General features: G+C 45.4%; 30 protein-coding genes and 1 riboswitch. Of the genes, 12 read left to right on the forward strand and 18 right to left on the reverse strand.

Going from position 1 to position 26,570, the window contains the following annotated elements; genetic code table 11:
• The first annotated feature begins 37 nt into the window (after positions 1-37).
• The gene (locus NIT04_RS12570) at positions 38-1,894 is read left to right on the forward strand and encodes a transglycosylase domain-containing protein (RefSeq protein ID WP_252503921.1); all 1,857 of its coding nucleotides are present in this window, start codon (positions 38-40) and stop codon (positions 1,892-1,894) included.
• Between the two features lie 311 nt (positions 1,895-2,205).
• On the opposite strand, the gene NIT04_RS12575 is transcribed toward NIT04_RS12570, so the two are convergent.
• Entirely contained in the window at positions 2,206-2,766 is a 561-nt protein-coding gene (locus NIT04_RS12575; RefSeq protein ID WP_252503922.1) for a DUF5366 family protein, read from the reverse strand.
• 163 nt (positions 2,767-2,929) lie between these two features.
• On the opposite strand from NIT04_RS12575, the gene NIT04_RS12580 reads away from it, so the two are divergent.
• Genes NIT04_RS12580 through mnhG form a run of 7 tightly spaced genes read left to right on the forward strand, consistent with a single transcriptional unit; the run spans position 2,930 to position 8,687 of the window.
• Complete coding sequence (locus tag NIT04_RS12580) at positions 2,930-5,338, forward strand: Na+/H+ antiporter subunit A (RefSeq protein ID WP_305880105.1); 2,409 nt, start codon at positions 2,930-2,932, stop codon at positions 5,336-5,338.
• Positions 5,325-5,747 carry a Na(+)/H(+) antiporter subunit B gene (locus NIT04_RS12585; RefSeq protein WP_252503923.1) on the forward strand — a complete coding sequence of 141 codons (423 nt, stop codon included), beginning with the start codon at positions 5,325-5,327 and terminating at the stop codon, positions 5,745-5,747. The genes NIT04_RS12580 and NIT04_RS12585 overlap by 14 nt, the downstream gene beginning before the upstream one ends.
• Positions 5,747-6,088 carry a Na(+)/H(+) antiporter subunit C gene (locus NIT04_RS12590; protein WP_252503924.1) on the forward strand — a complete coding sequence of 114 codons (342 nt, stop codon included), beginning with the start codon at positions 5,747-5,749 and terminating at the stop codon, positions 6,086-6,088. The genes NIT04_RS12585 and NIT04_RS12590 overlap by 1 nt, the downstream gene beginning before the upstream one ends.
• Positions 6,081-7,562, forward strand: a complete 1,482-nt coding sequence (locus NIT04_RS12595; RefSeq protein WP_252503925.1) for a Na+/H+ antiporter subunit D — start codon at positions 6,081-6,083, stop codon at positions 7,560-7,562. The genes NIT04_RS12590 and NIT04_RS12595 overlap by 8 nt, the downstream gene beginning before the upstream one ends.
• A gap of 6 nt (positions 7,563-7,568) precedes the next feature.
• Positions 7,569-8,048: a Na+/H+ antiporter subunit E gene (locus NIT04_RS12600; RefSeq protein ID WP_252503926.1), complete on the forward strand. Its 480-nt coding sequence runs from the start codon at positions 7,569-7,571 to the stop codon at positions 8,046-8,048.
• Positions 8,045-8,326, forward strand: coding sequence for a Na(+)/H(+) antiporter subunit F1 (locus tag NIT04_RS12605; protein WP_252503927.1), 282 nt, complete (start codon positions 8,045-8,047; stop codon positions 8,324-8,326). The genes NIT04_RS12600 and NIT04_RS12605 overlap by 4 nt, the downstream gene beginning before the upstream one ends.
• On the forward strand, positions 8,310-8,687 hold the full coding sequence (gene mnhG, locus NIT04_RS12610) for a monovalent cation/H(+) antiporter subunit G (RefSeq protein WP_252505098.1): 378 nt from the start codon (positions 8,310-8,312) through the stop codon (positions 8,685-8,687). The genes NIT04_RS12605 and mnhG overlap by 17 nt, the downstream gene beginning before the upstream one ends.
• A 55-nt stretch (positions 8,688-8,742) precedes the next feature.
• Here the strand turns inward: mnhG and NIT04_RS12615 are convergent, their stop codons facing one another.
• Both NIT04_RS12615 and NIT04_RS12620 read right to left on the reverse strand, forming a co-directional pair.
• A complete protein-coding gene (locus tag NIT04_RS12615; RefSeq protein WP_305880106.1) occupies positions 8,743-8,982 on the reverse strand; it encodes a hypothetical protein in 240 nt (79 codons plus the stop codon).
• 119 nt (positions 8,983-9,101) lie between these two features.
• The gene (locus tag NIT04_RS12620; protein WP_252503928.1) at positions 9,102-10,610 is read right to left on the reverse strand and encodes a leucyl aminopeptidase; all 1,509 of its coding nucleotides are present in this window, start codon (positions 10,608-10,610) and stop codon (positions 9,102-9,104) included.
• A 154-nt stretch (positions 10,611-10,764) separates the two neighbouring features.
• Between NIT04_RS12620 and NIT04_RS12625 the strand changes: the two genes are divergently transcribed.
• Positions 10,765-11,244 carry a divergent PAP2 family protein gene (locus NIT04_RS12625; protein WP_252503929.1) on the forward strand — a complete coding sequence of 160 codons (480 nt, stop codon included), beginning with the start codon at positions 10,765-10,767 and terminating at the stop codon, positions 11,242-11,244.
• Positions 11,245-11,295: 51 nt separating this feature from the next.
• Here NIT04_RS12625 and NIT04_RS12630 read toward each other — a convergent pair whose 3' ends face one another.
• The 4 genes from NIT04_RS12630 to NIT04_RS12645 form a co-directional block, all read right to left on the reverse strand.
• Positions 11,296-11,622, reverse strand: a complete 327-nt coding sequence (locus tag NIT04_RS12630; RefSeq protein ID WP_256470615.1) for a YuiB family protein — start codon at positions 11,620-11,622, stop codon at positions 11,296-11,298.
• A gap of 105 nt (positions 11,623-11,727) precedes the next feature.
• Positions 11,728-12,225 carry an NUDIX domain-containing protein gene (locus NIT04_RS12635; RefSeq protein ID WP_252503930.1) on the reverse strand — a complete coding sequence of 166 codons (498 nt, stop codon included), beginning with the start codon at positions 12,223-12,225 and terminating at the stop codon, positions 11,728-11,730.
• 72 nt (positions 12,226-12,297) lie between these two features.
• Positions 12,298-13,515, reverse strand: a complete 1,218-nt coding sequence (locus NIT04_RS12640; protein WP_252503931.1) for an NAD(P)/FAD-dependent oxidoreductase — start codon at positions 13,513-13,515, stop codon at positions 12,298-12,300.
• Positions 13,516-13,781: 266 nt separating this feature from the next.
• Entirely contained in the window at positions 13,782-14,147 is a 366-nt protein-coding gene (locus tag NIT04_RS12645; protein ID WP_252503932.1) for an iron-sulfur cluster assembly accessory protein, read from the reverse strand.
• Between the two features lie 125 nt (positions 14,148-14,272).
• Here NIT04_RS12645 and NIT04_RS12650 point away from each other — a divergent pair, with 125 nt between their 5' ends.
• Positions 14,273-14,968: a DUF2225 domain-containing protein gene (locus NIT04_RS12650; protein WP_252503933.1), complete on the forward strand. Its 696-nt coding sequence runs from the start codon at positions 14,273-14,275 to the stop codon at positions 14,966-14,968.
• A 151-nt stretch (positions 14,969-15,119) separates the two neighbouring features.
• On the opposite strand, the gene NIT04_RS12655 is transcribed toward NIT04_RS12650, so the two are convergent.
• Positions 15,120-15,356: a NifU family protein gene (locus tag NIT04_RS12655; RefSeq protein WP_060210554.1), complete on the reverse strand. Its 237-nt coding sequence runs from the start codon at positions 15,354-15,356 to the stop codon at positions 15,120-15,122.
• An 84-nt stretch (positions 15,357-15,440) separates the two neighbouring features.
• On the opposite strand from NIT04_RS12655, the gene NIT04_RS12660 reads away from it, so the two are divergent.
• On the forward strand, positions 15,441-15,767 hold the full coding sequence (locus NIT04_RS12660; protein WP_252503934.1) for a YuzD family protein: 327 nt from the start codon (positions 15,441-15,443) through the stop codon (positions 15,765-15,767).
• 77 nt (positions 15,768-15,844) lie between these two features.
• On the opposite strand, the gene NIT04_RS12665 is transcribed toward NIT04_RS12660, so the two are convergent.
• Positions 15,845-16,909, reverse strand: coding sequence for an NAD(P)/FAD-dependent oxidoreductase (locus NIT04_RS12665; RefSeq protein WP_252503935.1), 1,065 nt, complete (start codon positions 16,907-16,909; stop codon positions 15,845-15,847).
• A 139-nt stretch (positions 16,910-17,048) separates the two neighbouring features.
• On the opposite strand from NIT04_RS12665, the gene NIT04_RS12670 reads away from it, so the two are divergent.
• Entirely contained in the window at positions 17,049-17,285 is a 237-nt protein-coding gene (locus tag NIT04_RS12670; RefSeq protein ID WP_252503936.1) for a YuzB family protein, read from the forward strand.
• Positions 17,286-17,493: 208 nt separating this feature from the next.
• Here the strand turns inward: NIT04_RS12670 and NIT04_RS12675 are convergent, their stop codons facing one another.
• From NIT04_RS12675 to NIT04_RS12715, 9 genes are all read right to left on the reverse strand, one after another.
• Entirely contained in the window at positions 17,494-18,267 is a 774-nt protein-coding gene (locus tag NIT04_RS12675; RefSeq protein WP_252503937.1) for a TIGR01457 family HAD-type hydrolase, read from the reverse strand.
• A gap of 2 nt (positions 18,268-18,269) precedes the next feature.
• The gene (locus NIT04_RS12680; protein ID WP_252503938.1) at positions 18,270-18,719 is read right to left on the reverse strand and encodes a DUF86 domain-containing protein; all 450 of its coding nucleotides are present in this window, start codon (positions 18,717-18,719) and stop codon (positions 18,270-18,272) included.
• Positions 18,720-18,825: 106 nt separating this feature from the next.
• Positions 18,826-19,128, reverse strand: a complete 303-nt coding sequence (locus NIT04_RS12685; protein ID WP_252503939.1) for a YutD family protein — start codon at positions 19,126-19,128, stop codon at positions 18,826-18,828.
• Positions 19,129-19,144: 16 nt separating this feature from the next.
• Positions 19,145-20,107: a lipoyl synthase gene (lipA, locus tag NIT04_RS12690; RefSeq protein WP_252503940.1), complete on the reverse strand. Its 963-nt coding sequence runs from the start codon at positions 20,105-20,107 to the stop codon at positions 19,145-19,147.
• A 183-nt stretch (positions 20,108-20,290) separates the two neighbouring features.
• On the reverse strand, positions 20,291-20,398 hold the full coding sequence (locus tag NIT04_RS12695) for a methionine/alanine import family NSS transporter small subunit (protein ID WP_252503941.1): 108 nt from the start codon (positions 20,396-20,398) through the stop codon (positions 20,291-20,293).
• A gap of 12 nt (positions 20,399-20,410) precedes the next feature.
• Positions 20,411-21,940 carry a sodium-dependent transporter gene (locus NIT04_RS12700; RefSeq protein ID WP_252503942.1) on the reverse strand — a complete coding sequence of 510 codons (1,530 nt, stop codon included), beginning with the start codon at positions 21,938-21,940 and terminating at the stop codon, positions 20,411-20,413.
• Between the two features lie 285 nt (positions 21,941-22,225).
• Positions 22,226-23,803 (reverse strand): Na+/H+ antiporter NhaC family protein, encoded by a 1,578-nt coding sequence (locus tag NIT04_RS12705; protein WP_252503943.1) that lies wholly within the window; start codon positions 23,801-23,803, stop codon positions 22,226-22,228.
• Positions 23,804-24,061: 258 nt separating this feature from the next.
• Positions 24,062-24,238: riboswitch (Lysine riboswitch) on the reverse strand.
• A gap of 55 nt (positions 24,239-24,293) precedes the next feature.
• The gene (gene yunB, locus NIT04_RS12710) at positions 24,294-25,109 is read right to left on the reverse strand and encodes a sporulation protein YunB (RefSeq protein WP_252503944.1); all 816 of its coding nucleotides are present in this window, start codon (positions 25,107-25,109) and stop codon (positions 24,294-24,296) included.
• A gap of 21 nt (positions 25,110-25,130) precedes the next feature.
• Positions 25,131-26,567 carry a bifunctional UDP-sugar hydrolase/5'-nucleotidase gene (locus NIT04_RS12715; protein WP_252503945.1) on the reverse strand — a complete coding sequence of 479 codons (1,437 nt, stop codon included), beginning with the start codon at positions 26,565-26,567 and terminating at the stop codon, positions 25,131-25,133.
• Positions 26,568-26,570: the final 3 nt, after the last annotated feature.

Below are 26,570 nucleotides of genomic sequence, written 5' to 3' on the forward strand. Positions count from 1 at the left end.
AATGTGCTATTATTTTTTCATAGGAAGGGGCGGCGATTTGAAGAAGTTTACAATCTATTTAATAACGATAATGATGATCCCCCTGCTTATCGTCATACAGCAAGCTGTAGCCAATGAATGGTCGGAAGCACAGGTCTTAAAGGAAAAGATCGGAGATACGATCGAACTGACAGAGCCATCCATTATGCTTCCCATCTCGATGGCTGACCGGAACGGGAGGATTTTTGCAGAGGAATATGTGGAATGGAGACAACCACTCCCTTTAGAGTCCATTCCCGATTTTGTCCAGCAATTATTCCTAGTCAGTGAGGATCAAGGATTTTTTGAACATAAAGGTTATGATGTTGCGGCGATTGTTCGCGCCTTCGCTGTCAATGCGAGAAACGACGACATGAGTCAGGGTGGATCGACAATCACCCAGCAAGTCGTAAGGATGCGTTTTTTGACGACCGAAAAGACATACGAACGTAAATTCAAAGAGCTGCTGTACGCAGCCGAACTGGAAAAACAGTCGACGAAAGATGACATCCTCGGAATGTATTTAAATGAAATGTTTTTCGGCAATCAAGTATATGGGATCGGAGCAGCTGCCACTTACTATTTCAATCGGCCTCTCGATGAACTGAATCCGGCCGAAATGGCGTTTATCGCCGCCATCCCAAACAATCCATCCAGATACAATCCACTCCGTCATTTCGATAAGACGAAAAAACGGCAAGAGCTTCTCTTATCCGTCCTAACTATAAACGGAGTCATAACGGATCAGGAAGCGGAAATGTGGAAGCAGGAAAAAATTACGCTAGACGTGAAGGCAAAGGCGAATGAATTTAACATGTATAGCTCGTACGTATTGGCGGAGCTTGAAGAATTAATCGGCCATACGGAAGGGTTCACCGCGTCGATCGAAGGGGCAGCAACTCCAAGTGAGAGACAAGCGCAAATCAATGCTTTGAAAAAAAGGACGGCAGAAGTGATTGCTGGAGGAATCCGAATAGAGACAGCGCTTGACACAAGGAAGCAAAAACACGATGAAGCTTCCCTTTCTTCCTTATTGAGGTCGAAAAATTTACAAGCGGGAGCCGCTGTCATCGATAATTCAACGAAGGAAATCATAAGCATCTACGGAGGCAAAGGTTTTCGCAAAGGGGATTTCAACAGGGCATACCAAGCTGTAAGGCAACCCGGCTCGGCCATTAAACCGTTGTTGGTCTACGCTCCGTATCTCGAAAGCGGTCCTTACAACGACAGGACGCCGATTGACAGCAGTAATATTTGCATCGGTTCGTACTGCCCAACGAATATTGGAGGGTTTTCGTATGGGATGACGACCGTGAAGGAAGCATTCCGTCATAGTCATAACACAGCAGCGGTGCGGTTGTTCCGCAAGGTGGGGATTAATGAGGCTTTTGCACACTTGAATGTTTTCCGTTTTAAAAATATAACGGATGAGGACTTCACCTACCCCGCTGCTCTCGGAGGATTCCATAGAGGCGTGACGCCACTCGAGCTAGCTTCCGCCTATTCCAGTTTCGTAGATGGCATGTACTCCCCACCTCACGCAATTAGGGCCGTAAAAGACCGCGAAGGGAACACACTCTACGAATGGGAAAACGAACCAGTGAAAGCGTGGTCAGCAACAACCGTTTCGACGATCCAAAATCTGATGGAAGATGTCGTATTGAACGGCACAGGTAGAGGAATTCGATATACAACAACATATACAGGTGCAAAAACGGGTACGACAGACCGTTACAAAGACTTATGGGTCGCGGGAATGAATGACCGGTACACAACAGCCGTTTGGATCGGCTACGACAAACCTGCCTCCATCCAGCACCTTAGCAACCAAAAAATTCACCTGCGTGCATTTAATGAATTGCTGTATATACCGTAATAAGGTTTTAACCTATTTGGCACTATATATACAGGAATATGAAATACTGGTTTGGAGAAGCGTCCGCTCGACTCCTGCGAACGCCGTCACGAAGAACGGCGTTTGCGAGCAAAAGCGTAGCGTTGCGAGCACATCTTTGCACTTACGTTATAAAGAACGGCTTTTGCGACCAAAAGCACAGCGTTGGGAGCACCGGATGTATGATTTCTGCACAAATCGCAGAAATCATACAAATCGAACCCTTCGCTGTTCGATTGGCTGAGGCAACGCCCGCGGAAAGCGAGCGGTAAGCTTCGGAAAACCTGTCTACTCTATACAACCGGCAGACTCGCAAGTACTCCATTATAAAGCTTCAACACTATGTAAATAATACCGGACAAAAAGATTCCCCAAACGAGAATTTCAAAAAACAACAAGCCGACCATGCTTGTCATCGTCATGAACTTGCTCAATTTGAACATCGTAAAGACAAAATAGACAAACGTCGTCAACAAAAAGATCGCCAACAAAATCTTCACCGACTGTATCCCGCCTACTGAAGCGAGCGCTCCGAAAAAATAGATGAGATTGCCGCTCTTCGCCTCACTATACGACTCCCCCACCGCATCAATCGAAAAGAACAGCATCGCCGTTTCATGAATTGTTTCCGCTATAAGCTTCAAAGCTGAAAATATCATAAAAAAGGCTAGCGAATAAATGACAAGAAGGAAAAGCCGAAGCTGCGTTTCCGTCAAAAACTCCAGCATGCCTGCATATAAACCGATCTGGCCGAAAAAAACGATCGACGCACCTACCAAATAAACGCCGAACGTCAAACTGAAAAGTGTTATTGTCAAAAACGGCAAATAGCCGAAAAGATAAGGATTCCTCATTTGACACCCCGAACGCAAATATTTTATCTTTCCCTATAATATAGGAAGCGAAACCAAATTCGCAACGATTGTCCAATTGTACCCTATGCAATCCATTACCATTTACGTTATACTTTAAAACAATGTTAAGTATAATGATTCACTCATTGGAAGGAGGATTACTTTGGAATTTGTATTACTGATATTCCTGCCGATTGTGGCGGCCCTATTCATACCGTTACTTTTCCGAAAGATTAAAGGTATACATACTGGTTGGTTCGTACTTGCCGTCCCCGTTCTTTTATTCATTTATTATACATCGTTCGTTAAGACGACGATGGACGGTGGACATGCCTTATCTGAACTACAATGGATTCCTTCGCTCGGTATCTCATTCGTATCCTATTTGGATGGATTGAGTGTTTTATTCTCCCTGCTTATTACGGGGATCGGAGCGCTCGTTGTGCTGTATTCGATCTTTTACCTTGATAAGAACAAGGAGAAGCTAGGCAACTTCTACGTCTATCTTCTTCTTTTTATGAGCGCGATGCTTGGGGTTGTCCAATCGGATAATGTCATTTCGCTCTATCTGTTTTGGGAGCTGACGTCCATTTCATCATTCTTATTGATCGGTTATTGGTTTACCCGTGACCGTTCAAGATTCGGCGCTTTGAAGTCGATGATGGTGACTGTTTTCGGTGGACTGATGATGCTTGGGGGATTCATTCTTCTAGGTATTATGGGAGGTACGTTCTCCATTCGGGAACTGATTGCTAAATCATCCTCATTTGTGGGACATGAATTTTTCACTTTGGCACTTGTGCTAATTTTGCTTGGGGCGTTTACAAAATCCGCCCAGTTCCCATTTTACATTTGGTTGCCGGATGCAATGGAAGCGCCTACACCTGTCAGCGCATACTTGCATTCAGCGACAATGGTGAAAGCGGGATTGTATCTTGTCGCACGTTTCACTCCAATTTTCGCAGCATCCGAAGTGTGGATTTGGCTCGTAACGGGCATCGGATTACTTACTTTGTTCTGGGGCTCACTCTTCGCAGTGAAACAAACGGATCTGAAGGCCATACTCGCCTTCTCGACTGTCAGTCAGCTCGGCTTGATCATGTCGCTTCTCGGAGCTGGAGCTATCACGTTCCATGTAAATGAAGCGTTGTTCTCCTTTGCGATGTTCGCTGCCATTTTCCATTTGATCAACCATGCGACGTTCAAAGGAAGCTTGTTCATGATTGCAGGAATTGTCGACCATGAAACGGGTACGAGAGATATCCGGAAGCTCGGCGGTCTGATGAGCATCATGCCTGTCAGTTTCACTGTCGCATTCATCGGTTCGATGTCAATGGCTGGCTTGCCGCCATTCAATGGATTCCTGAGTAAAGAAATGTTTTTACAATCAATGCTTGCAATTCGCCACTTTGAATACTTCAATTTTGCCACATGGGGAGTCGTCTTCCCTGTCGTAGCGTGGATTGCTAGTGTATTCACATTTATTTACAGCTTCTATTTTGTGTTCAAGACATTCACTGGAAAACAGAAAGTTGGTAAGTTGCCGCAGGAGCCTCATGAAGCGCCCATCGGGATGCTCATATCCCCGGTAATTCTTGCTTCGTTAGTTGTTGCCATCTTCTTCATACCGAATGTCGTAGGGAAATGGCTTGTAAAGCCTGCTGTCATGGCAATCCAGCCATACCAATATTCCCATCCTTCGGAAGTGGAGGTCCATGTTTCCGCATGGCATGGCTTCGCGTCTGTCGAACTGTGGATGACAATTGGAATCATCATTATCGGTGCCCTTCTATACTTGTCGCTGTCTAAATGGCAGAAGTTTTATGGAATCCAGCCTGATTCCATTTCCTTGAATGCAATGTATGACGCAACAATGACGTTCAGTGAAAAAGGGATGAACCGACTATCTCGTCTGTATATGACGGGGCTCATCCGTACGTATCTGTTGTACATATTCGCTTTCTTGTCGGTTACGACGATTGCGATGCTCTTCCTGCAAGATGCATTTGTCGTGGATATGTCCAGTTTTTCAAAAATCAGTTTGTACGGTTTGATCAATGCCGTCATCTTGTTGTTAGCGGTCGCGTTCGTATTGCTATCCAAAACGAGGCTTGGAGCGATTATATCGCTAGGAGCAGTAGGCTATTCGGTCGCCCTGTTTTTCGTCATTTTCAAAGCGCCGGATTTGGCACTTACACAATTGGTCATTGAAACTGTATCGGTTGCGCTGTTCTTATTGGCATTTCAACGTTTGCCAAAGCTATCCGATCATGGAGAAACGAAAAGCAATAAGCTGGTGAACGGCATCATTGCTCTTGGGGTCGGCGTGACTGTGACGTTGGTTGCTTTGTCTTCCCACTCACAGAAACTTGTCGCATCCATCTCCCAATATTACAAAGATACTGTCGAAACAGAGGCCGGCGGAGGGAATATCGTTAACGTCATCCTCGTAGATTATCGTGGATTCGATACATTATTCGAAATTGCCGTCTTGGCAATTGCCGGAATCGGCGTTCTCGGGATGATTAAACTTCGACTGGCGAGAAAGGAGAGTTCAGATGAAAACAAATGACGTCATTTTACAGACGACGACAAAAGTTGTATTTTTCATCATTTTCCTTTTTTCCATCCATATTTTCTTTGCTGGGCATTATACACCCGGCGGAGGCTTCGTCGGAGGCTTGCTGACGACGGGGGCGATTGTCCTCCTATTGTTAGCCTTTGATTTGAAAACCGTGCAGAAAGCATTGCCATTCAACTTCACGATCATGACTGCAATCGGGTTGCTATTGGCGCTCGGGACTGCTGCTGGTGCAATCTTTTTCAATGTCCCATTCTTCACACATGCTTTCGACGACTTTACTCTGCCATTATTCGGAGTGACTTCCCTTCATACGGCGATGGTGTTTGACGCTGGAGTATTCCTCGTCGTTGTTGGCTCGGCTATTACAATCATCCAGTCAATTGGAGGGGATTCGTAATGGAATTGGTAATGGCTATATTAATCGGTGTCTTGTTCACCGCTGCAGTCTATTTGATCCTATCGAGAAGTCTATTGAAGATTATCATCGGCACGGGTTTATTGAGCCATGGCGCCCATTTGCTCATCCTTACGATGGGTGGGCTTGGCGGCCTGGCACCCCCCGTCATCGCGGAAGGTGTGACGGACTTTGCGGACCCGCTGCCACAAGCGCTCATTTTAACAGCGATTGTCATCAGCTTCGGTGTCACAGCCTTCATGCTTGTGATGGCTTACCGTGCTTACGCTGTCCATAAAACCGATGACATGAATCAAATGAAAGGAAATAACGAACATGATTAACTTACCTTTATTACCGATCATCCTCCCTTTCCTTTTTGCGATTCTGTTGCTGTTCTTTAAAGAGAATATCCGGATTCAACGGGCGCTGTCATTGGTCGGTGTCATCATCAGCCTGATCGCTTCGTTCTACTTGCTTGTGACCGTCAAGTCGGAAGGGGTTCTAGCTGTCACGCTCGGCAGTTGGCCTGCCCCGTTCGGGATATCGATGGTTTCGGATATGTTCTCCGCACTGCTTGTCACGACGACTCTTTTAATAACATTGTTCGTTGTTGCCTACAGCTTCACCGCAATTGGGGAAGAACGGGAAAGATACTTCTACTACCCTGCCATCCTCTTCATGGTGACAGGCGTGAACGGTGCTTTCACGACTGGCGATATTTTCAATATGTTTGTCTTTTTTGAAGTGTTGCTGATCGCCTCGTATTTACTGATTGTCCTTGGCGGCGAAAAGAAGCAATTGCGTGAATCGATCAAGTACATACTTGTCAATGTCGTTTCTTCGGCATTATTCGTTATTACAGTTGCTTATCTGTATTCAGTCGTCGGTACGTTGAACATGGCTGATATTTCGGTGAAGATTGCTGAGGTCGGCCAGCCTGGAATCATTACGGTGATCGCTGTTCTCATGCTCATTGTGTTCGGGGTCAAAGGGGCGATTTTCCCGCTCTACTTCTGGCTTCCTGGATCGTACGCTGCACCGCCTATTCCGGTACTCGCCCTGTTCGGTGCGTTGCTGACGAAAGTCGGTGTGTACGCGATCATGAGGACATATACATTGTTCTTCGTCCACAATGTCGGAGTCACCCATGAAATTTTGATGGTTGTTTCCGTCCTAACGGTCATCGTCGGCTGTGTCGGCGCATTGGCGTACTTCGACTTGAAGCAGATCATCATTTACAACATCGTCATTGCGGTCGGAGTCATCCTCTTTGGAGCGGCTCAAATGAATGAGGCAGGCATTTCCGGCGCTATTTTCTACTTGGTGCATGACATGCTCATTAAGGGGGCCTTGTTCCTTTTAATTGGGATCATTATTTATGTGACCGGAACGTCGAATTTGCGAAAGATGGGCGGCTTAATGAAAACCCATGCTCCGCTCGGTTGGTTCTACTTGATTGCCGCCTTCGGCTTGGCAGGGATCCCGCCATTGAGTGGCTTCATCGGTAAGTTGCTCATCGCACAAGGTGCATTCCAGGCAGGCAACATTTGGGGAAGTATCATTATCCTCGCGTCAAGCCTAATCGTGCTGCTCTCTGTCATCCGGATCTTCATCTATGCGTTCTGGGGAGAGCCTGTAGAACTGCCTAAAACGAAGCGGAAGCCGTACAAACGGATGATGCTTCCAACAATCGTACTAGTCGTTCTATCAGTCTTTTACGGGGTCGGCACAGAATGGATAATTCCTTACGTGACAGACGCCACGGACGTATTACTACAACCATCCATCTATATTGATGCGGTGCTAAAGGAGTAGATGTCGATGGCATTTCAAATATTATTGAACTTTTTCATCGCCGTCATCTGGATGTTCATGAATTCCTCTTTGACCGCGACAACTTTCATCATCGGTTATTTGATCGGTTTAATCCTAATCATCATGACTAGACGATTTTTCAATTCAAGGCTCTATGTTTGGCGACTATGGTCGGCCATTAAATTGACGCTCCTGTTCTTTAAAGAATTGGCGCTATCAAACATTTCTGTTTTGATGCTCGTCATACGTCCCAAACTGAAGCTTCAACCTATGATTTTCGCATTGCCGACGGAGCTTGAGCATGATTGGGAAATCACACTTTTATCGAGCTTGATCACGTTGACACCTGGGACAATTGTGCTTCATGTATCGGATGATCAACGGACATTATACATCCACGCCATTGATGTTGATGATGTGGATGAAGCGATCGATTCGATAAAAAATTCCTTTGAAAAGGCGATAATGGAGGTGAGCCGAGCATGATGATGTTCATATGGGTGTCCCTGATTCTCGTTGTGTTGTCGATGATCGGCATCATGTTCCGTGTATTCCGCGGACCTTCCGTGCCGGATCGGCTCATCGCCCTTGACGGTATAGGTGTATTGCTCATTTCGGCAATCGCGCTAATTTCGATTCTTTTTGACACAGCATTTTTCATCGATGTCATTTTGCTGATTGCAATCATGTCGTTCATCGGTACCGTGTCTTTCTCCAAGTTCATTGAGAGAGGAGAGATCATTGAACGTGACCGTAATCGCTAATATCCTAATTGTAACGACCATTGTCGTCGGTCTCATTTTCACGATTGTGACGATGATCGGCATTTTACGATTGCCCGACGTCTACACTCGAGCTCATGCGGCATCGAAAAGCGCCACACTCGGTGTCCTAAGTATATTGCTTGGTGTGTTCTTTCATTTCTGGTTGAAGGAAGGGCATTTCAGTATCTCACTGCTTCTAGGAATCGTATTCCTCTTTATCACTTCTCCAATTGGCGGCCATTTGATGGGCCGCGCCGCTTACATGTCGGGAGTCAAGCCGACTGAATTGACTGTTGGAGATGATTTGAAGGATGCTGTTAAAGAGGCTAAAGCGAAGAATATGCAACAATTAAAGGATTAATATTCTAACTAAAATAACACACTCGGCATTCCAATATGGAAGCCGAGTGTGTTTTTCAATATGGATAACCGTATGGTGGATAATTGTAATATGGTGGATACCCATAAGGATAGCTATATGGATACCCATAACCATACCCATAAGGATAGTAAGGTGGAAATAATGCACTGCCAAGGAAGCTACCGAATAAACCTCCTAAAAATGGCCCCCCAATTCCAAATCCAAAACCAGCTCCACCTCGTCCATAACCTCTGCCATAACCTCTGCCATAACCACCGTGCCTATATCGTACCATCTATATCCCCCTTTCTCACTTATCCTATTCGTGACGGGCGAAGTGAGGAGGGACGGATGCCCATGAGTCGAATCAATTACGCTTGCGTTCAATGTTCTGCTCAAAATACTTTGGTTGGGTTAGGTCAGATCAGCATCCGCCATCCGTTCAACAATTGTAGCAAGTGTACGGACCATGACACCCGTCGCGCCTTTTGGCCCAAGATCATGGGCTGCAGACGCATCAGATGTACCTGCGATGTCTAGATGAATCCACGGAGTGTCTTCCGCAAATTCGCCGACAAACCCTCCTCCGAAGATCATATGGCCGTCTCGGCCAGGAGAGTTGTTCAAATCAGCAACATCACTTTTTCGGATACGCTTCTTATCACTTTCTGTCAGCGGCAATCTCCATACGAATTCGCCTGTTTCCAAAGATGCCTGCATGAACTCCTCAAAGAATTGTTCATCATTCGTCAATGCCCCGGTCTTGTCATTGCCTAATGCGACGATGACGCCCCCTGTAAGTGTTGCAACGTCGATCAAGTAATCGGCGCCGGATTGCTTGGCGTATGTGACAGCGTCAGCAAGAACGAGTCTTCCTTCTGCGTCGGTATTCAACACTTCAATCGTCTTCCCGCTAAGTGATGTTATGACATCATCCGGCTTGAACGCTTCGCCTGAAATCATATTGTCCGTCGCTCCGATAACCGCGATGACGTTTTTTGCGGGCCGCAGCTCGCCAATAATATTCATCGCTCCAAGCACGGCTGCCGCTCCGCCCATGTCGCCTTTCATGCCGACCATTCCTTCACGGGGTTTCAATGAGTAGCCGCCAGTATCGTACGTTACTCCCTTGCCTACGAGACCGACGACATCTTCCCATTGCTCAGTTCCAGCATATTTTAAAACGATGAGACGAGGCTCCTCGACGGATCCTTTGTTGACCGCTAAGATGGCTCCCATGCCCAGTTCTTCCATCTCTTTTTTTCCTAGTATTTCAATTTCAAAATCATATTTTTCCGCTAGCTCTTTTGCGTAGTCAGCCAACTTCGTTGCAGTCAAGATGTTTGGCGGCGTATTGACGAGCGTCCGTGCCTCATTCACCGCGTTTGCATATGTACTGCCCACTTCGAAAGCAGCCTTCAATTCATCTTCATCTGCCGATGTCAAAAATGTCACTGATTCCAAATCGACATCTTTCTCGTTCGAATTTGTCTTATACCCTTCGAATTGGTATGAGCCCATGCCGATCCCTTCCCCGGCTGCAAAGACGACATCTTCACACGTCAATTCCTCATTCGTGAACGGGGCCGTCCAAATGGCTACTGACGATGCTCTTGAAGATTTTAGCTCTTTTCCTAAAGCTGCAAAGGATTGACGCAAACGATCCACCGTCAATTTTTTAGTTGCGCCTAGGCCGATAAAAATGACACGCTCATATCCTCGCGCTTCCAAAGCAGGCATCTTGACGATTTTTTTGAAGTCAGTCTTAACATCGCCGGATTTGATCCAATCCATAAGACGCGAGCTGAATGAGTCGGCGAATGTATTCCAGCCTTCAACATTTTCCGGATGTTCCGGCACGCCAACAATGAGCACTTCCGATTTCAGATTTCCAAAATCGGGTTCGATAAATGATGCTTTCATTTGACTACCTCCCACTTTTCATACATCCTCTATTATATACCAACAGGCTGTCGAACCAAAAAGAATCATTTCAAAAAAGTCGGACTTTCGGTCTTCAATGACAACTGATATGGTATACTATTTGTAGAATTTTCATTAGAAAAGGAGTGGAATCATGTCCTTATTGCAAAACACTCCGCTCCTCGCGGCATTATTTGCGATCTTTTTCGCCCAATTCGTTAAAATTCCAATCCACTTTTTATTGACGAGGAAATTGGACTGGAAATTGATGACGTCCACTGGCGGCATGCCGAGCTCCCATTCAGCCGCAGTGTCTGCATTGACGACAGCCATCGCTTATGAAGTCGGCCTCGGCTCTCCATTATTCGCCGTGTCTGCCATTTTTGCAGTCATCGTCATGTTCGATGCAACCGGCATCCGTTATCAGGCAGGCCAGCAAGCATTAATCATTAATCAAATGAGGGTGGATTTTCAAACTTTCGTGACAGAGGTGAAAGGCTGGCCACAGAAAGACGGACAGCAAAAGATCATGGAGCTGAAAACCCTTCTTGGCCATAAGCCTAGCGAAGTCTTTGCAGGTTCAATGACGGGCATTTTCATTTCCGTCATCACGTATTCATTTTTAGTGTCATAAACAAAGAAAAAGGTGCTCCCTTGTAGGGGCACCTTTTTCTTTGCGTATCCATTAGAACATTTGATATCCTTGCTTCCTGAGCAGTTTAATGACAAACCCTGAAATGATGGCGCCAACTAGCCCGCTTGCAAGAATGATAATATCGGCTGCATGAAGAGACATGATTTTTTCGCCGAGCAACCCGAAAGAATGGCCCGGTTTTGTGAAATACTCATATACTTTCACTTCATCGATAATCATTATGACGACTATCGGATAGACGATAGCCATCAACCACGTCATACGGAGTAGCATATTTAACAAGAAGCCTATTCCGAAAAACATGACCATGAAAATAATTATGGATAAAACGACATGCGTCAATGAAATTGTTCCCAAATTGTCTACCTCCGCTTTCCATTCATCATTTTACAGGAACGGTTGCACGCTTTCAATAAAACGATGGCAATTCAATGATTTGTCGAAATTTGAACACTACTTCTATCATTTTTTATAAAATAGCTTATAAGATGTATAACCGAACCAGTCTCCCGGATCCATCTGTTCCATTTCCAACAGGCCTGATTCAATTGCCCTTTCGGCAATCTCTTTGATCATTGCGGATACATTAGGTAGATCCTTCAATTCGAATGGAGTTTTCCAGGCGACTTCCGAGATTTCCTCCTCTTGGGGAGTTAAGAGCTGATCTTCATTCAGAGGGCTCAATAGGAAAATTGCCAAGTTATCGCTAATATCCCCATTCAAGATGCCGGTACGGAAACCGACCATCCCTTCCAATTTGCAATCAAGCCCTGTCTCTTCCTTCACTTCACGGATGGCGGCTTGGTCGGCTGTTTCATTTCCTTCCACAAATCCCGCAGGCAGCGACCACATCCCTTTCAATCCGCTATATGTCTTTTTGACAACGAGCCATTGGCCTTTACTGTTCATGACAATGCCGGATGCCCCGAGCCATACATTTCCGCGCTTCTTTTTCGCCATAGATATCCTCCCCTCCTAAAAAAACACCCGCCACTGAATAGGCGGGTGTGTTATAAATTATGATTTCGGATCTTATTTAAGTAAGTTGAATTTACCTTTTTTAATCGTCAGGCCTAATCCACCGATCATGTAAAGGGAACGGTTGTCTACCATCTTTTTCATGAATGATGCTTTTTTACCCATCAATTTCTTGCCGAAAGCAACACCGATTGCATCGTCGTCACCTAGGGAAGCGATGGCACCTTTAATATCCGGAACGAACTCGGATGTCGGGTTGCCTTTGATCAATGCGATCAAGTTGTTCGCACACATATCACCTTGTTGCATCGCAATTTGCGCTGTAGGAGGGTATGGACGGTTTGTCTCTTCATTGATCATCAATGCACAGTCACCAACGATGAATACGTCATCATGGCCAGGAGCACGAAGGTCCTTCTCGACTTTAACACGTGCACGCATGTTTTCAATGCCAGTTTGTTCGATCAGGCGGTTGCCTCGAACTCCAGCTGCCCATACGACAGTGCCGGCTTTGATGAATTCAAACTCATCTTCACCTTTTTTAATGTTGACGCCTTCAGGAGTCGCTTCCACAAGCGGAGTACCGATAGAGAATTCAATTCCTTTGGCTTTCAATTGTCTAACAGCATAGTCGACCAATTCAGGATCGAATCCTGGTAAAACCATCGGCGCCGCTTCTACACAGATGACCCGAACCTTCTCTTGCGGGACATCGAACTCTTTGCATAGTTCAGGTACGCGGTTTCCAAGTTCCCCTAGGAATTCAATTCCAGTGAAGCCAGCTCCGCCGACAATGATTGTCAAACGGCTGTCATCTTTCTCATCTTCAAGTGACCATGTTGCAAATTGATATTCGATATGTTCACGGATTTGACGAGCCGCTTTCACGTTGGCGATAGACAATGCATATTTGTCCAAACCAGGAATGCCGAACGTTTCACCTTCGAAGCCTAACGCAATGACAAGATAGTCGTAAGTATGCGTACCGACATTAGACGTGACGACTTTTCCTTCGATATCGATCGCTTGAACTTCCGCTTGAACGAACTTTACTTTTCCTTCGTTGATGACATCTTTGATATCATAGCGAACTTGTTCAGGCGATAATGTTCCAGCAGCCGCTTCATGTAACCAAGTCGACTCGTAATGATATTCATTTTTGTTAATTAGTACGATATCAGCCTCGTCAGCGCCGATGGATTTTTGCAAGTTGACGACTGTGGATAAACCGCCGTAACCCGCACCTAATACTAAGATTGTCGGTCTTTTCACGAAAATCGTAACCACCTTTATTTTTATTATGTGCCGGGTCCGTTGAAAATCGGTTTATACAACGATTTGCTCAGTCCTGGCATTTGCCTTAATTCGACAAACTTCTACTATTCAATAGTAGCCGTTTTGGTAAGCCTTTTCAACATCATAATGATAAAAATCATTAATTTGAATATAACAATAAAACCCTCTCCATCCAGATGAACCCGGAGGCTTCTGGATGAGGGAGGGATTGTAAGTACTTGCGCCTTGGCTGAATAATGAGCTTAGTCACAAGATTCCGGTGTGCCGACTTTCTTAGCCGTTCTGAATGAAGTTCCGCAGCCGCATGAAGCGATGGCGTTCGGGTTCTCAATCGTGAATCCGCCGCCCATCAAAGACTCCTTGTAATCGACCTTCGTCCCTTCAAGGATACCCGCATCTTCTTTTGAAACGACAATTTGAATGCCGTGTTGGGTTAAGTGATAATCTTCGTCCGATTTTTCCTGTTCGAAGCCTAAGCCATATGTCAAACCGCTGCAACCGCCGCCGTTTACTGCGACACGAAGGAACGAGCCTTCCTCGCCGTTATGAGTCATCATTTCCTTCACATGAAATGCCGCAGCTTCAGTAATTTCAACGTATTGTTTCATTTACATCCACCTTCTTCGCTTTTCCTCTATCATATCAGTGATTTTACCGATTACGCAATGATATTCACTCAATCCGAATCAAGTTGATGTATAATAGAACGAATTGTACGAAAGGATGATGATGATTGGAAATAAGTCCGACGTATGTGAAGAAAATGGAATGTCTAAACTGCAAAGAGAAATTTACGACAACAAAGATCCGTTCACGCTTCGTCCGTGTTACGAAGCATGAGAGCGATTTTAAACCGATATACGCGGATTCTAGTGTCAATCCGATTTTATATAATGTGGCTGTTTGCCCGAAGTGCGGATTCGCCTTCACTGATGAGTTTTCCAGTTATTTTGCACCGAGTGTGAAAGAGGAAATTGCACAAAAGATAACTTCCCTATGGAGCGGCAGGTCGTTCGGGGATGAACGTACAATCGACGAGGCGATTGAAGCTTATAAACTCGCTTATGTCAGTGCGAGTGTGAAGAGGGAGAAGTCATTGACGATGGCAGGCATTATGCTACGGATCGCTTGGCTGTATGATGACAAGGAAGACATTGAATCTAGCAAACGGTTCAGGACAGTATCACGAAATTTGTATACAGAGGCGTATACTTCGGAGGATCATGCCGGGACGCAAATGTCCGAGACGAGAGTTTTGTATTTAATGGCCGAACTATCTTATCAAATCGGTGATATGGATGAGGCCATCCGGAACTTTTCAAGGGTGATTGAAAGTCAAAGGACGTCGACCGATCCTCACATTATCGAGATGGCTAAAGAAAGATGGCAGGAGATCAGGGAGCAGCGCGAGAAAAATGCTCACTCCTAAATGAGGTGGATGGCTTTGGGCGCGGGGCGGCTTGCTTTGGACGCGAAACGATTCACTTTGGGCGCGGAGCGGCTCACTTTGGGCGCGCTTTAATAAATTGAAAACAAAAGAGACTGCCGCAGAAATTTCTTCTGGACAGTCCCTTTTTCACTTAGAATACTTGCTCGACTTCTACGACTCCAGGTACTTCTTCGAGCAAAGCTCGTTCAATACCTGCTTTCAAAGTGATTGTTGAACTTGGGCATGTGCCGCAAGCACCTAGGAGACGAAGCTTAACGACTCCCTCTTCAATATCTACGAGTTCACAGTCTCCGCCATCCCGAAGCAGGAATGGGCGCAATTTATTTAAAACTTCTTGTACGGGTTCCATCATCGCTGTATCTGTCATTGTATTATTTCTCTCCTTTCCTTATACTTATTATAAACTGGATTGAAGAAAAAATCCAATAGAGAATCGGAAGGAGTGAGAATCGTGGAGAATCAGAAAGTGAAAATCGAGATTTACGGAGCGGATGTTATTTGCGCGAGCTGTGTGAATGCGCCATCTTCAAAAGATACATACGAGTGGCTGCAGGCAGCAATTGGCAGGAAGTATCCGGACCAGCCATTTGATATTGAATATATCGATATCGAATCGGACATCGCAGATCCAAAACAGAGAAGCATTGCGGAGCAAGTGAGGAATGATGAATACTTCTATCCTCTTGTCATCATCGAGGATGAAGTGATCGGTGAAGGCTATATCCAGTTGAAGCCGGTTTTTAATGAATTGGAAAAGCATGGATTCATTCCAGCTTGATGTTAGTATTGATAATGAAGCTCGTTAACTGAGAACCAAAAAACCTTTTCCGCGTGTTGTGGAAAAGGTTTTTACTATTATCCATTATGCCATTTGTACATCCATAACACACCCGACTTCAACAGTCTTGCAATGCGTCCTGTTACGGTGCGGTCTGCAAGATAGGCGAAGCCTTGTTTCTTTCCTAGTGAGCCCATGAAGCCTTTGAGCTTGATTTCAGGCATCTCTTGTGGCAAAGGTTCCTTGTTCCATACGAGACGAAGCACACGGACGATTTGCTCCGCTTGCTCCTCCGCAAGCTGGGCGCTCGGCGCGTGAGGCAGGTCGGCGATGTCACCGACGACATACGCATCTTCGTAGCCCGGAATTTGGTGATATTGGTTCAGCACGATGCGTCCCCTGTTCATTTCCACGTCCAGTTCACGTGCGATTGCAACCGGCTGGATTCCGGCGGTCCATACGACGGCGTCGACATGGATTTGGTCTTCGTGATTGTAGAGGACATTCTCTTCGACTTTCGTTATGTTCGAGTTTGAAATGACTTCTACCTCATGTTTGTCGAACCAATCTTTGACGTAATTGCTGAGTCGTTCTGGGAAGTCCTTTAGGATGCGTGGTCCCCTGTCGAATAATTTAATTTTCAAATCCGGCCGGCTTTCTCGCAATTCACTCGCCAACTCGATTCCGCTCAAGCCAGCGCCGACAATGCCGACTGTCGCACCTCCGCCAAGACCTTGAAGCAGTTTGTATGTGGCGCGCGATTGGCCGATTGTCTGGATGCTGCTTGTGTATTCCGCTGCTCCCGGTACGTCATGGTAGTTATCCTCGCATCCGAGTCCGATGACAAGCTCGTCGTAAGAGATCTCTTCACCGTTTTTGAGAGCGATCGCTTTGTCTTCCAATTTAATTTTCGCGATTTCCCCTTCTACGACCTTAAGATTTTCATGTGTAGGTAAGGCGACACGGATGTCCGAGTCTGGTGCCGTTCCCGCTGCCAATGCATAAAATTCTGTTTTAAGACTATGGAAAGGTGTTCTATCAATCAATGTAATTTCCAAATCGGCGGGCAATTCTTTATTGAGTAGACGAAGCAAAATTCGCATATTACCGTAGCCTGCACCTAATAACACTAGTTTTCTCATAGTTTTCTCCTTTGCCAATCGTATTTCCGATTTATTCCCATCATGATTATAACAGTTTGTGACATGTTTCACAATAAGACATCCTATTTGACGGCTGATGAAAATAAGAGTAGCATGCCAAGTAGGTGAGGTGATCGTCGTGAATCCGATCGTAGAATTCTGTATGAGCAATCTTGCTAACGGTTCACAGAAGACATTGGAAGCGTTGGAAAGGGATCCAAATATAGATGTGCTGGAATATGGCTGTCTCAGTTATTGCACGAAATGTGCTGAAGGATTATATGCACTCGTCAATGGTGAAGTCGTCGAAGCAGACACACCAGAAGAATTGACGGAGCGGATTTATCAATTCATAGAAGAAAATCCTTTATTCTAATCTCAAAAGCGGAGAGTGGCGTTTAGTTCCGACAGTTAAATCAAAGATGTGCTCGTAACGCTTTGCTTTTACTCGCAAAAGCCGTTCTGCGTGACGGCTTTCGCTGGAGGACTTGAAAAAAAGGCGCTTTTGCCTTTTCTTTCAAGACCGAAGCGACCCGAGAGGCTGCCACCCGGAGCTAGACGAAGACAAGAAAGAACCGTAATTTTCATTGCGGTTCTTTTTTATTCCAATCTGCAAGGCTTTTGTAAAGATATGTCGGTAGCTCCAACTGCGCCTTCACCGTCTCCAAACTTGTCACGCCGCCCTCTACATAGATTGTATCGATGCCGAAGCGGATTCCTGCCTGGATGTCGGTTTCGTAGTTGTCACCGATCATGATCATTTCGTCTTTCCTATACCCTTTTTGTTGAATGAAATGCAACAAATGCGGCTCCGGTTTTCCAATAAAGATAGCAGTGCGATCCGTCGTCGATTCCAGAAGCTTCACAAACGAGCCATTCCCCGGGACGAGCCCTCTTTCTGTCGGGAATGCTCGATCGCCATTCGTCGCAATAAAACGCGCCCCTGCGCGAATCGCCAAACTGGCGGCAGCGAGTTTTTCATATGTAATGCTGCGGTCGATTCCAATGACAACGACGTCCGGATTTTGTGAGGTCAGCTCAAACCCTTCCGAAACTAGTGCTTGTTCTAGCCCTTCTTCGCCAATCATCATGATGGATGCACCTTCGAATTGCTCTTTGCAATATTTTGCGGAAGCAATGGCCGATGTCATGATCTGTTCCGGAGTTGTCTTAATTCCCATCCGGTGGAGTTTCGTTTGAAATTGGTTTGCCGTCTGAGAAGAATTATTCGTTATATAATAAGGTTCAATGCCACTTCGCTGAAGTTCTTCAATTAAGACAGCAGCTTCCGGAATCACTTCATTTCCCCGGTAGACCGTCCCATCCAAGTCAAAGCAAACCGCTTTATAGTTGTCCATCTTTACTGCTCCTGTGGGCTGAAGGCGGAAACAGGACCGAGTTCATTCTCCAAGTAATGCCTCACCTTAACCGGGAATGCTTTCATTTCTTCCTTTGTTTCATGTAAAACCGCTTCAATCTCTTCATTGTCCACTTCAACAAATTCCCGAACAATCATTTTTCGGAGTCCGATCACTTTTTTCAACGGGCCACTCATTTCAGGCGTAATCACTTTCTCATCTTCCATGATGTCGATAATATCGTCATAGCTGCCCGGATCACGCATAATGAAGCCATCAATCATAGAATTGCCTACGTCGATGATTGACTCGACGAGCGTATGTGCAATCCTTTCAAGTGCTAGCGATTGGACTTTGCTCTCATTCCATTTTTGATGCCCTTCAAATAAAGCGAGAAGGCTTTCCATATAAGCAAGTGTTTCATTAATTTTTTGACGGTCGATAAAGTACAAAGTTGTTCCCTCCCGGTAGTCTAAACTCAAATCCATCATATCATAATGGGCACACGAATAAACCGCCTTGTACACAGCATCCTATGTACGTAGCGGTTCATCCATCCTATTCCTGTTCGACCGGCTGCACCTTCACCTTGCCGACTTTTTGAAGGACAAAGTAGGCACATCCGAAATTACAGTATTCATAAAGATAATCCTGTAACGTGCTTATTTTCGTTTCATATGTCGCCTTGGAATTACGGTCTTCGTAAAAACCTTTCAGCCGGAGCTGACCGTAACCCCAATCGCCTAAAATATAGTCGTATTTGGACAGCACATCGCTAAACCTTGCGACCAATGCTTCCTCGTTGAAACCATCCCGGTAATCCGTAATAATTTCATATTCGTAGTTATTTATTGTTACCAAACTTATCACCGCCATTTCAGCTATGCACCGTTGTTGATTCTAACAGAGCGTCCCCGATCCGCTGTTTTTCTCTTGCAGCGGCATTGACCTGTTCGTCCGCATGATAGCTTGAACGTACCAATGGACCCGCTTCACAATGTGAAAATCCTTTAGACATTGCAATTTTACGAAGCTCTCCAAATTCTTGGGGCGTGTAATACTTTTGGACTTTCAAATGTTTTTTCGTAGGCTGCAAATATTGGCCGATTGTCATAATGTCGACTTTATGTGCACGTAGGTCATCCATCGTTTCGATGATCTCTTCCCATGTCTCGCCAAGCCCAAGCATTAAGGAAGATTTCGTCGGGATTTCCGGATACATTTCTTTTGCACGGAGAAGAAGCTCCAAAGAACGATCGTATGTCGCTCTTGCTCGGACTCTCGGCGTCAACCTACGGACTGTTTCGATATTATGATTTAGTATGTCCGGCTTTGCGTCCATTAAGCGCGCTAGATTATCATAATCCCCTCCCATGTCGGAAGGCAACACTTCAACAGTCGTAAACGGGTTTTTGCGACGTATGGCACGGATCGTTTCAGCAAATACAGCTGATCCGCCGTCTTTCAAGTCATCTCTCGCAACCGCTGTAACTACGACATGCTTCAAGTTCATAAGGGAAACGGAATCCGCGACGCGTTCCGGTTCAGCCAAATCGAGCTCATTCGGCAATCCGGTTTTCACTGCACAGAAACGGCAAGCGCGTGTACAAATAGCGCCTAGAATCATAAATGTAGCCGTACGGCGCTCGCCCCAGCATTCATGGATGTTTGGACAGCGTGCTTCTTCACATACGGTATGTAAGTTTTTTTCACGCATTAATTTTTTTAAGTCCGTATAGTTTTCGTTCGTGTTCAATTTAATTTTAAGCCAATCGGGCTTTCGAACATGTTCTGTCTTTTTCCCTATTTCTGGTCTACATGACACGATAACCGACTCCATTCCTAGTTGCTTGTTTTGCAGTATATCACTTCTGTCAATGTAACATATATTCTGACATCCAACAACTATTGATAATATAGAGAAAACTGGATTTCCGCTACAATCCATGCTAAATATCAAATAATAAAAAGAAAGCGCCGTGTAATAGGCGCTTTCTTTGTAGGTTACTCATTTCATACAGAGTCAGGCTCTGCCTTTGGATTTGGATACTGCCCAAAATATACTTCCCGCAAGTCCTCCCCAAATGACGAGGATTCCGAGAATCATCATGAAAATAGCTCCACCGCTCATAGCGAATCCTCCTTATCGATTATCGTAGTCTGTTGAGTTCGTTGCATTCTTGTTCCATTTCATTACCGTAAAGATGATTGCCATGACGATGGCGAATAATGCTACCATCCAGCCGGTTGACATGATGAAGGCGTTCGAATATCCTTCGTAGTTTCCATTATCAGTCTCATGCAATTTGAAAATATTGATGCGCAGCAAGTCGAACATCATATACCCGAGGACAATCGGTGTAATGACGCTCAGGCAAACTTTCCACCATGTGCCGACACGTATATCCGAGATTTCATTCGCATGCGATTCGAAAACCCCAAGCTTTTTGAAGACCCAAGCAATCATGATGACTTCCACCAAACCGATTGCGGCTACACCGAACTGGTTGATGAAGTAGTCTGCGACATCGAGGAAATACAAACCGCCGCGTGTAGCGAACAGCAATGAGATAATTGCTGCAAGCCCTACACCGAAAAGGACGGACTTCGTACGCGAGATATTGAATTTTTCCGAAATCCCTGCGATATACGTCTCACAGATCGAGATGAGCGATGTAAGACCTGCCAAGACGAGTGACAGGAAGAACAAGGCTCCGAAAAGTCCATTCATCCCAGGCATCTCATTAATGATTTTCGGGAAAACAACGAACGCGAGTCCAACGCCTGCGGAAGCAACTTCTGCAACCGACGTGTTCGCTTGTGTCGCCATGAAGCCTAGTGCGGCGAAAACTCCGATTCCAGCAAGCAATTCGAATCCTGAATTCGCAAATCCAGTAATAAATGCGTTATTTGTAATATCCGATTTCTTCGGCAAGTAACTTGAGTATGTGATCATGATGGCAAAGGCTATCGAAAGACTGAAGAAGATGTGTCCATATGCCGCTACCCATACTTGTGAATTTGCCAATTTGCTCAAGTCTGGTTTGAAGAATGCATCTAGACCGAGCGCCGCCCCGTCAAGAGTGATTGCCCGGATGACGACAAGAAGGAATACGACGACTAGCGTCGGAATGAAAATCCTGTTTGCCAACTCGATTCCTCGTTTGACTCCTGCTAATAGAATAATGAAGGCGATTGCCCAAACGAGGATGAGCGGAATAAGCACTCCTGGCACAAGCCCGCCGACATCTCCTGGAGTATCCGCCAAGTTCAGTACGCTACCGAACAGGAATCCTCCAGTATCATCCCCCCATGCCATATTGAAGGAATAGATTGTGTACTTCATTGCCCAAGCGATGATGACTGCATAATACGTTGAGATGACGAATGAGACGAATATGCCCCACCATCCCAACCACTCGGCCCCTTTTCCTTTCATACGAAAGAATGATAGAGGCGCAGAACCACGATACTTATGACCTATCGTGAATTCCATGATCAAAATCGGAATACCTGCGGTCAGAAGTGCAAATAAGTATGGAATAAAAAATGCCCCTCCGCCGTTTTCATACGCAACATATGGAAAACGCCAGATGTTACCTAAACCGACAGCCGATCCAACAGCCGCTAAAATAAAGCCGGCACGGGTCCCCCATTGTGAACGCTGTTCCATTACAATTCCCCTTTCCTTTGTACCTACTAAAAGTTTACCATTTTCAGATTATTATATAATCTTTAAATAAGTATATCCGTCTTAGTATCTATTGTCAAAATGTTTTTTATTGAAAAAATACCCAATTTGAATTATGACTTTTCCCCTTTGTCGGTGTAAATCAAAAGAGTTGAAGGTAGTGCAAATTTATGATTGGCGATCTCCATATATGTCCGGTTTATGATGAAACAATAAAAAAACTGCCACCTCCGCCGAATGACTAGCGGTTGTGACAGTTTACATTGGTTAGAAGGAAGTCGCTTTCACTTCTACTTTGTTCCGTTTTGATGTCCATACAGTGAATAAGGCAGTAATTAGGACGACGACTGCAGCAAGGCCGATCCAAACCGACCCTGTGAGCCCAAGGACTAAGTAGCCGATTATAGCAATGCCGGCTGAAATTAAAGCATATGGGAGCTGTGTCGATACGTGGTCCATATGGTTGGATCCTGCGCCCGTTGATGAAAGAATCGTCGTATCGGAAATCGGTGAACAGTGATCGCCGAAAACGGCCCCTGCCAATACAGCAGATAATGCCGGAAGTAGCAGTTCTGGCTCCGCATTGATCATAATCGTTCCGGCAATCGGAAGAAGGATGCCGAAAGAGCCCCACGAAGTCCCTGTCGAAAACGCCATTAATCCAGCGAGGACAAACATGATGACTGGCAGGAAGTTAACAGGTACATTTGACTGTTCCACGACACTTGATAAGAAAGGACCGGTTTCCAATACGCCAATCAAATGCGTCAATCCCCATGCGAAAATTAAAATAAGAATTGCTGGCATCATCGCGCTGATGCCACTCATAAACGCTTTGCCTACAAGGCTATAGGAAGCTGTCTCGTTTTTCCCCATTTGAGAAATATAAAGGACCGCTGCCAATACTGTACCCGCAAGACCACCAACCATCAATGACAATGGAACGTCGGTGTTTTCAAAAATGGTCCAAATGCTTGACGATCCGCCGATGCGATAGCCTGTCCAAAGCATCATCCCTAATGTAACGATGACTAGAGTGATGATCGGTGCAATCAAATCAATGACACGTCCATAGGAGTGTACAGGGAAATCCTCTTTCAATTGACCCGGGATTTCTTTTTTCGGATCGAAAAGTTCGCCTTTTTCTTGGGCGCGCGTTTCATGTCTTTTCATTTCAAAGTAATCGATATTTGTCCAGGCAAAGAAAAACACCATTGCCAATGTAGCGATAACGTAAAAATTCATCGGCGCCATCATTAAAAACGCGGATAGCGGCGAGTAGCTGATTGCAGCAGACGTGCCAAAGATAAGAGCCAATTGGCCGATGAGAAATGCCCCCCAGCTGGAGATCGGCGAGATAACGCAAATCGGAGCGGATGTGGAATCGATGAAGTATGCCAATTTCGCCCTTGAAATGCGATGCTGATCCGTAATCGGCCGTGCAATTTGCCCGACAGCCAATGAATTGAAATAATCATCCACGAAAATGAGGATTCCAAGGAGCACTGTCAACAACTTCGCCCCACGTCTCGTTTTAATACGCTTGACTGCCCATTCCGCAAACGCCCTGCTTCCGCCAGATAAGCTGACAAATGCAGTAATGACTCCTAATAATAAAATGAAAACCATGATGAAAATATTATACGTATTCACTTCCCCTTCAGACCAGAAAGAGACAATCATTGCAGTCCAAAGATTTTGCAACGTATCGACCGGTGAAAAGCTTGCGACCAATAATGCCGCTGTTACAATTCCCGATCCAAGTGATAATAATACCCTTTTTGTCGCCAACACCATAACAATTGCCACGATTGGCGGCAAGATTGAAACCCAAGTGCCTATCATAAAAACATTCCTCCAATTTTTCGGAACGGTAGGTAAACAAAAGCGTAGGACGCCTGTTTAGAGGCGACGGGCATAAGGCGAAGATGCGGCGTGGCGCTTTTTGCCACAAAGCATCTTTGACTTATGACCCCGAGCCTCTGGCGACCGGAGCTAGACGCAGAATAAAAAAACCGACACCCGTTACACTAGAATGTGTAATAGGTGTCGGCTTATTCTACGGTTCGTTTGTAAGATAATCTAAGATGTTTTATCTAACGTACGATCTGTAGCTCATCATGCGATATACGCATGACAGTGTCATTCCTATTCGGAATGACCCCAGCATGAATGGATAGGCAACCCAGTACATGCTTCGGCAAAACTTCCTTTCACGGGCGGTCATCGATGCCAATCTCGCGTCCATTACTAATAAGCCTTGCAGCCTCTACCTAATCGGTGTTCCTCTTGTACTACTAGCGTAACAGGTAATCCGCCTTTTTTCAAGAGCTTATTATTCTCCGCCACCTATGATCGGATACGGCACTTCTATTTGAGGGGGGTTATCCCCTCCCCGATTATATATTTGAGGAATAGGACTTTGTATTAAACCGATTGCAACAGGTATCTTCTGTTCCACGACACTTTTCCGCGTCGCCAAAGGAACGATGATTTGGACGTTGACCGTAACTAAAATATTCACTTCGACCATTGCGTTGTTAATGCCGAACTCTGTAATACCCGTATCGACCGTCGTCTGTGCTTCCCCAATGACATGGAACCGAATAGGAATTTTAGGGCCAAAGTTCCCAATCATAGGGATGCCCGTCGCTTGCCCCATCGGCACGAAAAAGACGACTCCTCCATCAGCTTCCATTGCCTCAGGATCATATTCGATATTTTCACTGAGAGGCAGCATTTCCAAATTTCCGCTCTCAGCCATTTTAAGATGCGCCTCTACAAGGCTATGTATCTCAGCCCTCGTTTTATTAATGATTTCAGCATTCAATGTATTTGTCACCATTCCAGGTGAATCATTCGGTACATTTTCGATGATTTCATTCACATCATAAATATCAGTGGACCTTGATTTAATTGCCTGGGTAATGACATGCGCTGCAATCCTCTCCGTTTCAACTTCCGCGTATTGCAGATAAATCGGAGTGAGTTTCGAGTTAACAAAATACAGAAACAGGGCGATTGTCACAAAGAATGCCGGAAAAAGAAGCGGCAACAGGCGGCGCTTCCTTCGAGGTCTGCCATTATTACTGGAACGGCGATACCTATTCCATTTTTTATAATTTCGAGACGACTGCCCATAAAATCGCAAAACGACCCCTCCTGCCTAATATTATGCAGGACCGGAGTCGTTCATTCTTATTCGAGAAGTGCTATCAGCTTCATCCTTATTGACTCTGCTGTCTCTTTTCATCCCGTACCAAACGAATACATCCCGAATCAGTTCGGGCATATGATACTCTTTTTTCGCCTCTTTCAAAATGGGGAAAAAGAAGCCGAATGTGAACATGTCTAGCGTTGCCAATTTGAAGGTTTTTCCTGCAACGACTTTCCGATTGCCCGCATACAGTTCCCCGTCGCTTTTTCTGAAGAGCCTTTCAAATATCATTTTACCCATGAACGTTCCACGAAAGCCGAGCCCTTTGATTTCCGTTTCCGGCCACGATTCGTTGCCTGCGAGCTTATAAACTTCCAGTAGCTCCGCCCCGTCCAGCGTGATTGTACAAGGATTGATTGGATGGGGGAGCAAAGAGTGTACCATGCGTTTCGTCACCCAGCCTTTTTCGAGGCTTCCTAAGAAAATCCCTGCGTTGAACATGGCACAATCCGCACCCGTATAATCGATTAGTGCCCTTCCGAAAAACGAGGACATCGGACTTTCCACGAAGAGCTGTTGTTTTAACGGACTTGCGTTATAAAAGACTTTTTTCTCCAGCGCTTCATTCCCCGCTTGGATGAGATCATTTACATCCTGGATATCTTCTTCCCGGCTTTCCATCTCGTTCACATGGACAACTTCCGCTCTTTTCTCGACGACAGTCTTACTATCCAGATCGATGTGGAGTTCAACATGCCCTACATATTCACCAAACTTGCCTGTGGCGGCTAGCAAGGTGTCATTCACCATTTCACCTTCCGGGAATAAATGATGTGTATGCGCACCTAAAATGATATCGAACAGCTCACATTCTGCAGCAAGAAGCCTGTCTTCATTCACACCTAAATGCGAAAGGCAAATAAGGATATCCGTTTTATGCTGAATTTCCATGGCCACTTTTTTCAGTACATGCCTCGGCTCTTCGATATGCCATCCCAATTTCGCATAAAAAACCGTGTACATCGCTGTCGCGCCGATGATTCCGACCTTTACGCCTCGAGCCGTTTCGTATATTTTATAAGGCTCCAGCCATTTCGGGAATGAATCATCCGTCTCCGTTAAATTGCAAAGGACGACGTCGAATTCCGCACCTTCATAAAGGGTATTCAATGCTTTTTTGGACATCGTAATGCCTTCATTATTGCCGATCGTCACCGCATCATATCCAGCGCTGTTCAGCAATGCGACATTTCCCTTGCCGGTCGTTCCTTCTGTAAATGGATGCGACCTGTCAACGTGGTCTCCAATGTCAAAAATGAAGCAAGCCTCTTCATCTGAATCGTGCAGCTGTCTCTTGGAATGGAGATGCCTACTGATTTTCGGCCAACTGTCAAAATGGCTATGGATATCATTCGTATGATATAAATGGATTGTTTCAATACCGCGTTTCATAGC

Source organism: Sporosarcina sp. Marseille-Q4943, assembly GCF_943736995.1.
Lineage (GTDB): Bacteria > Bacillota > Bacilli > Bacillales_A > Planococcaceae > Sporosarcina.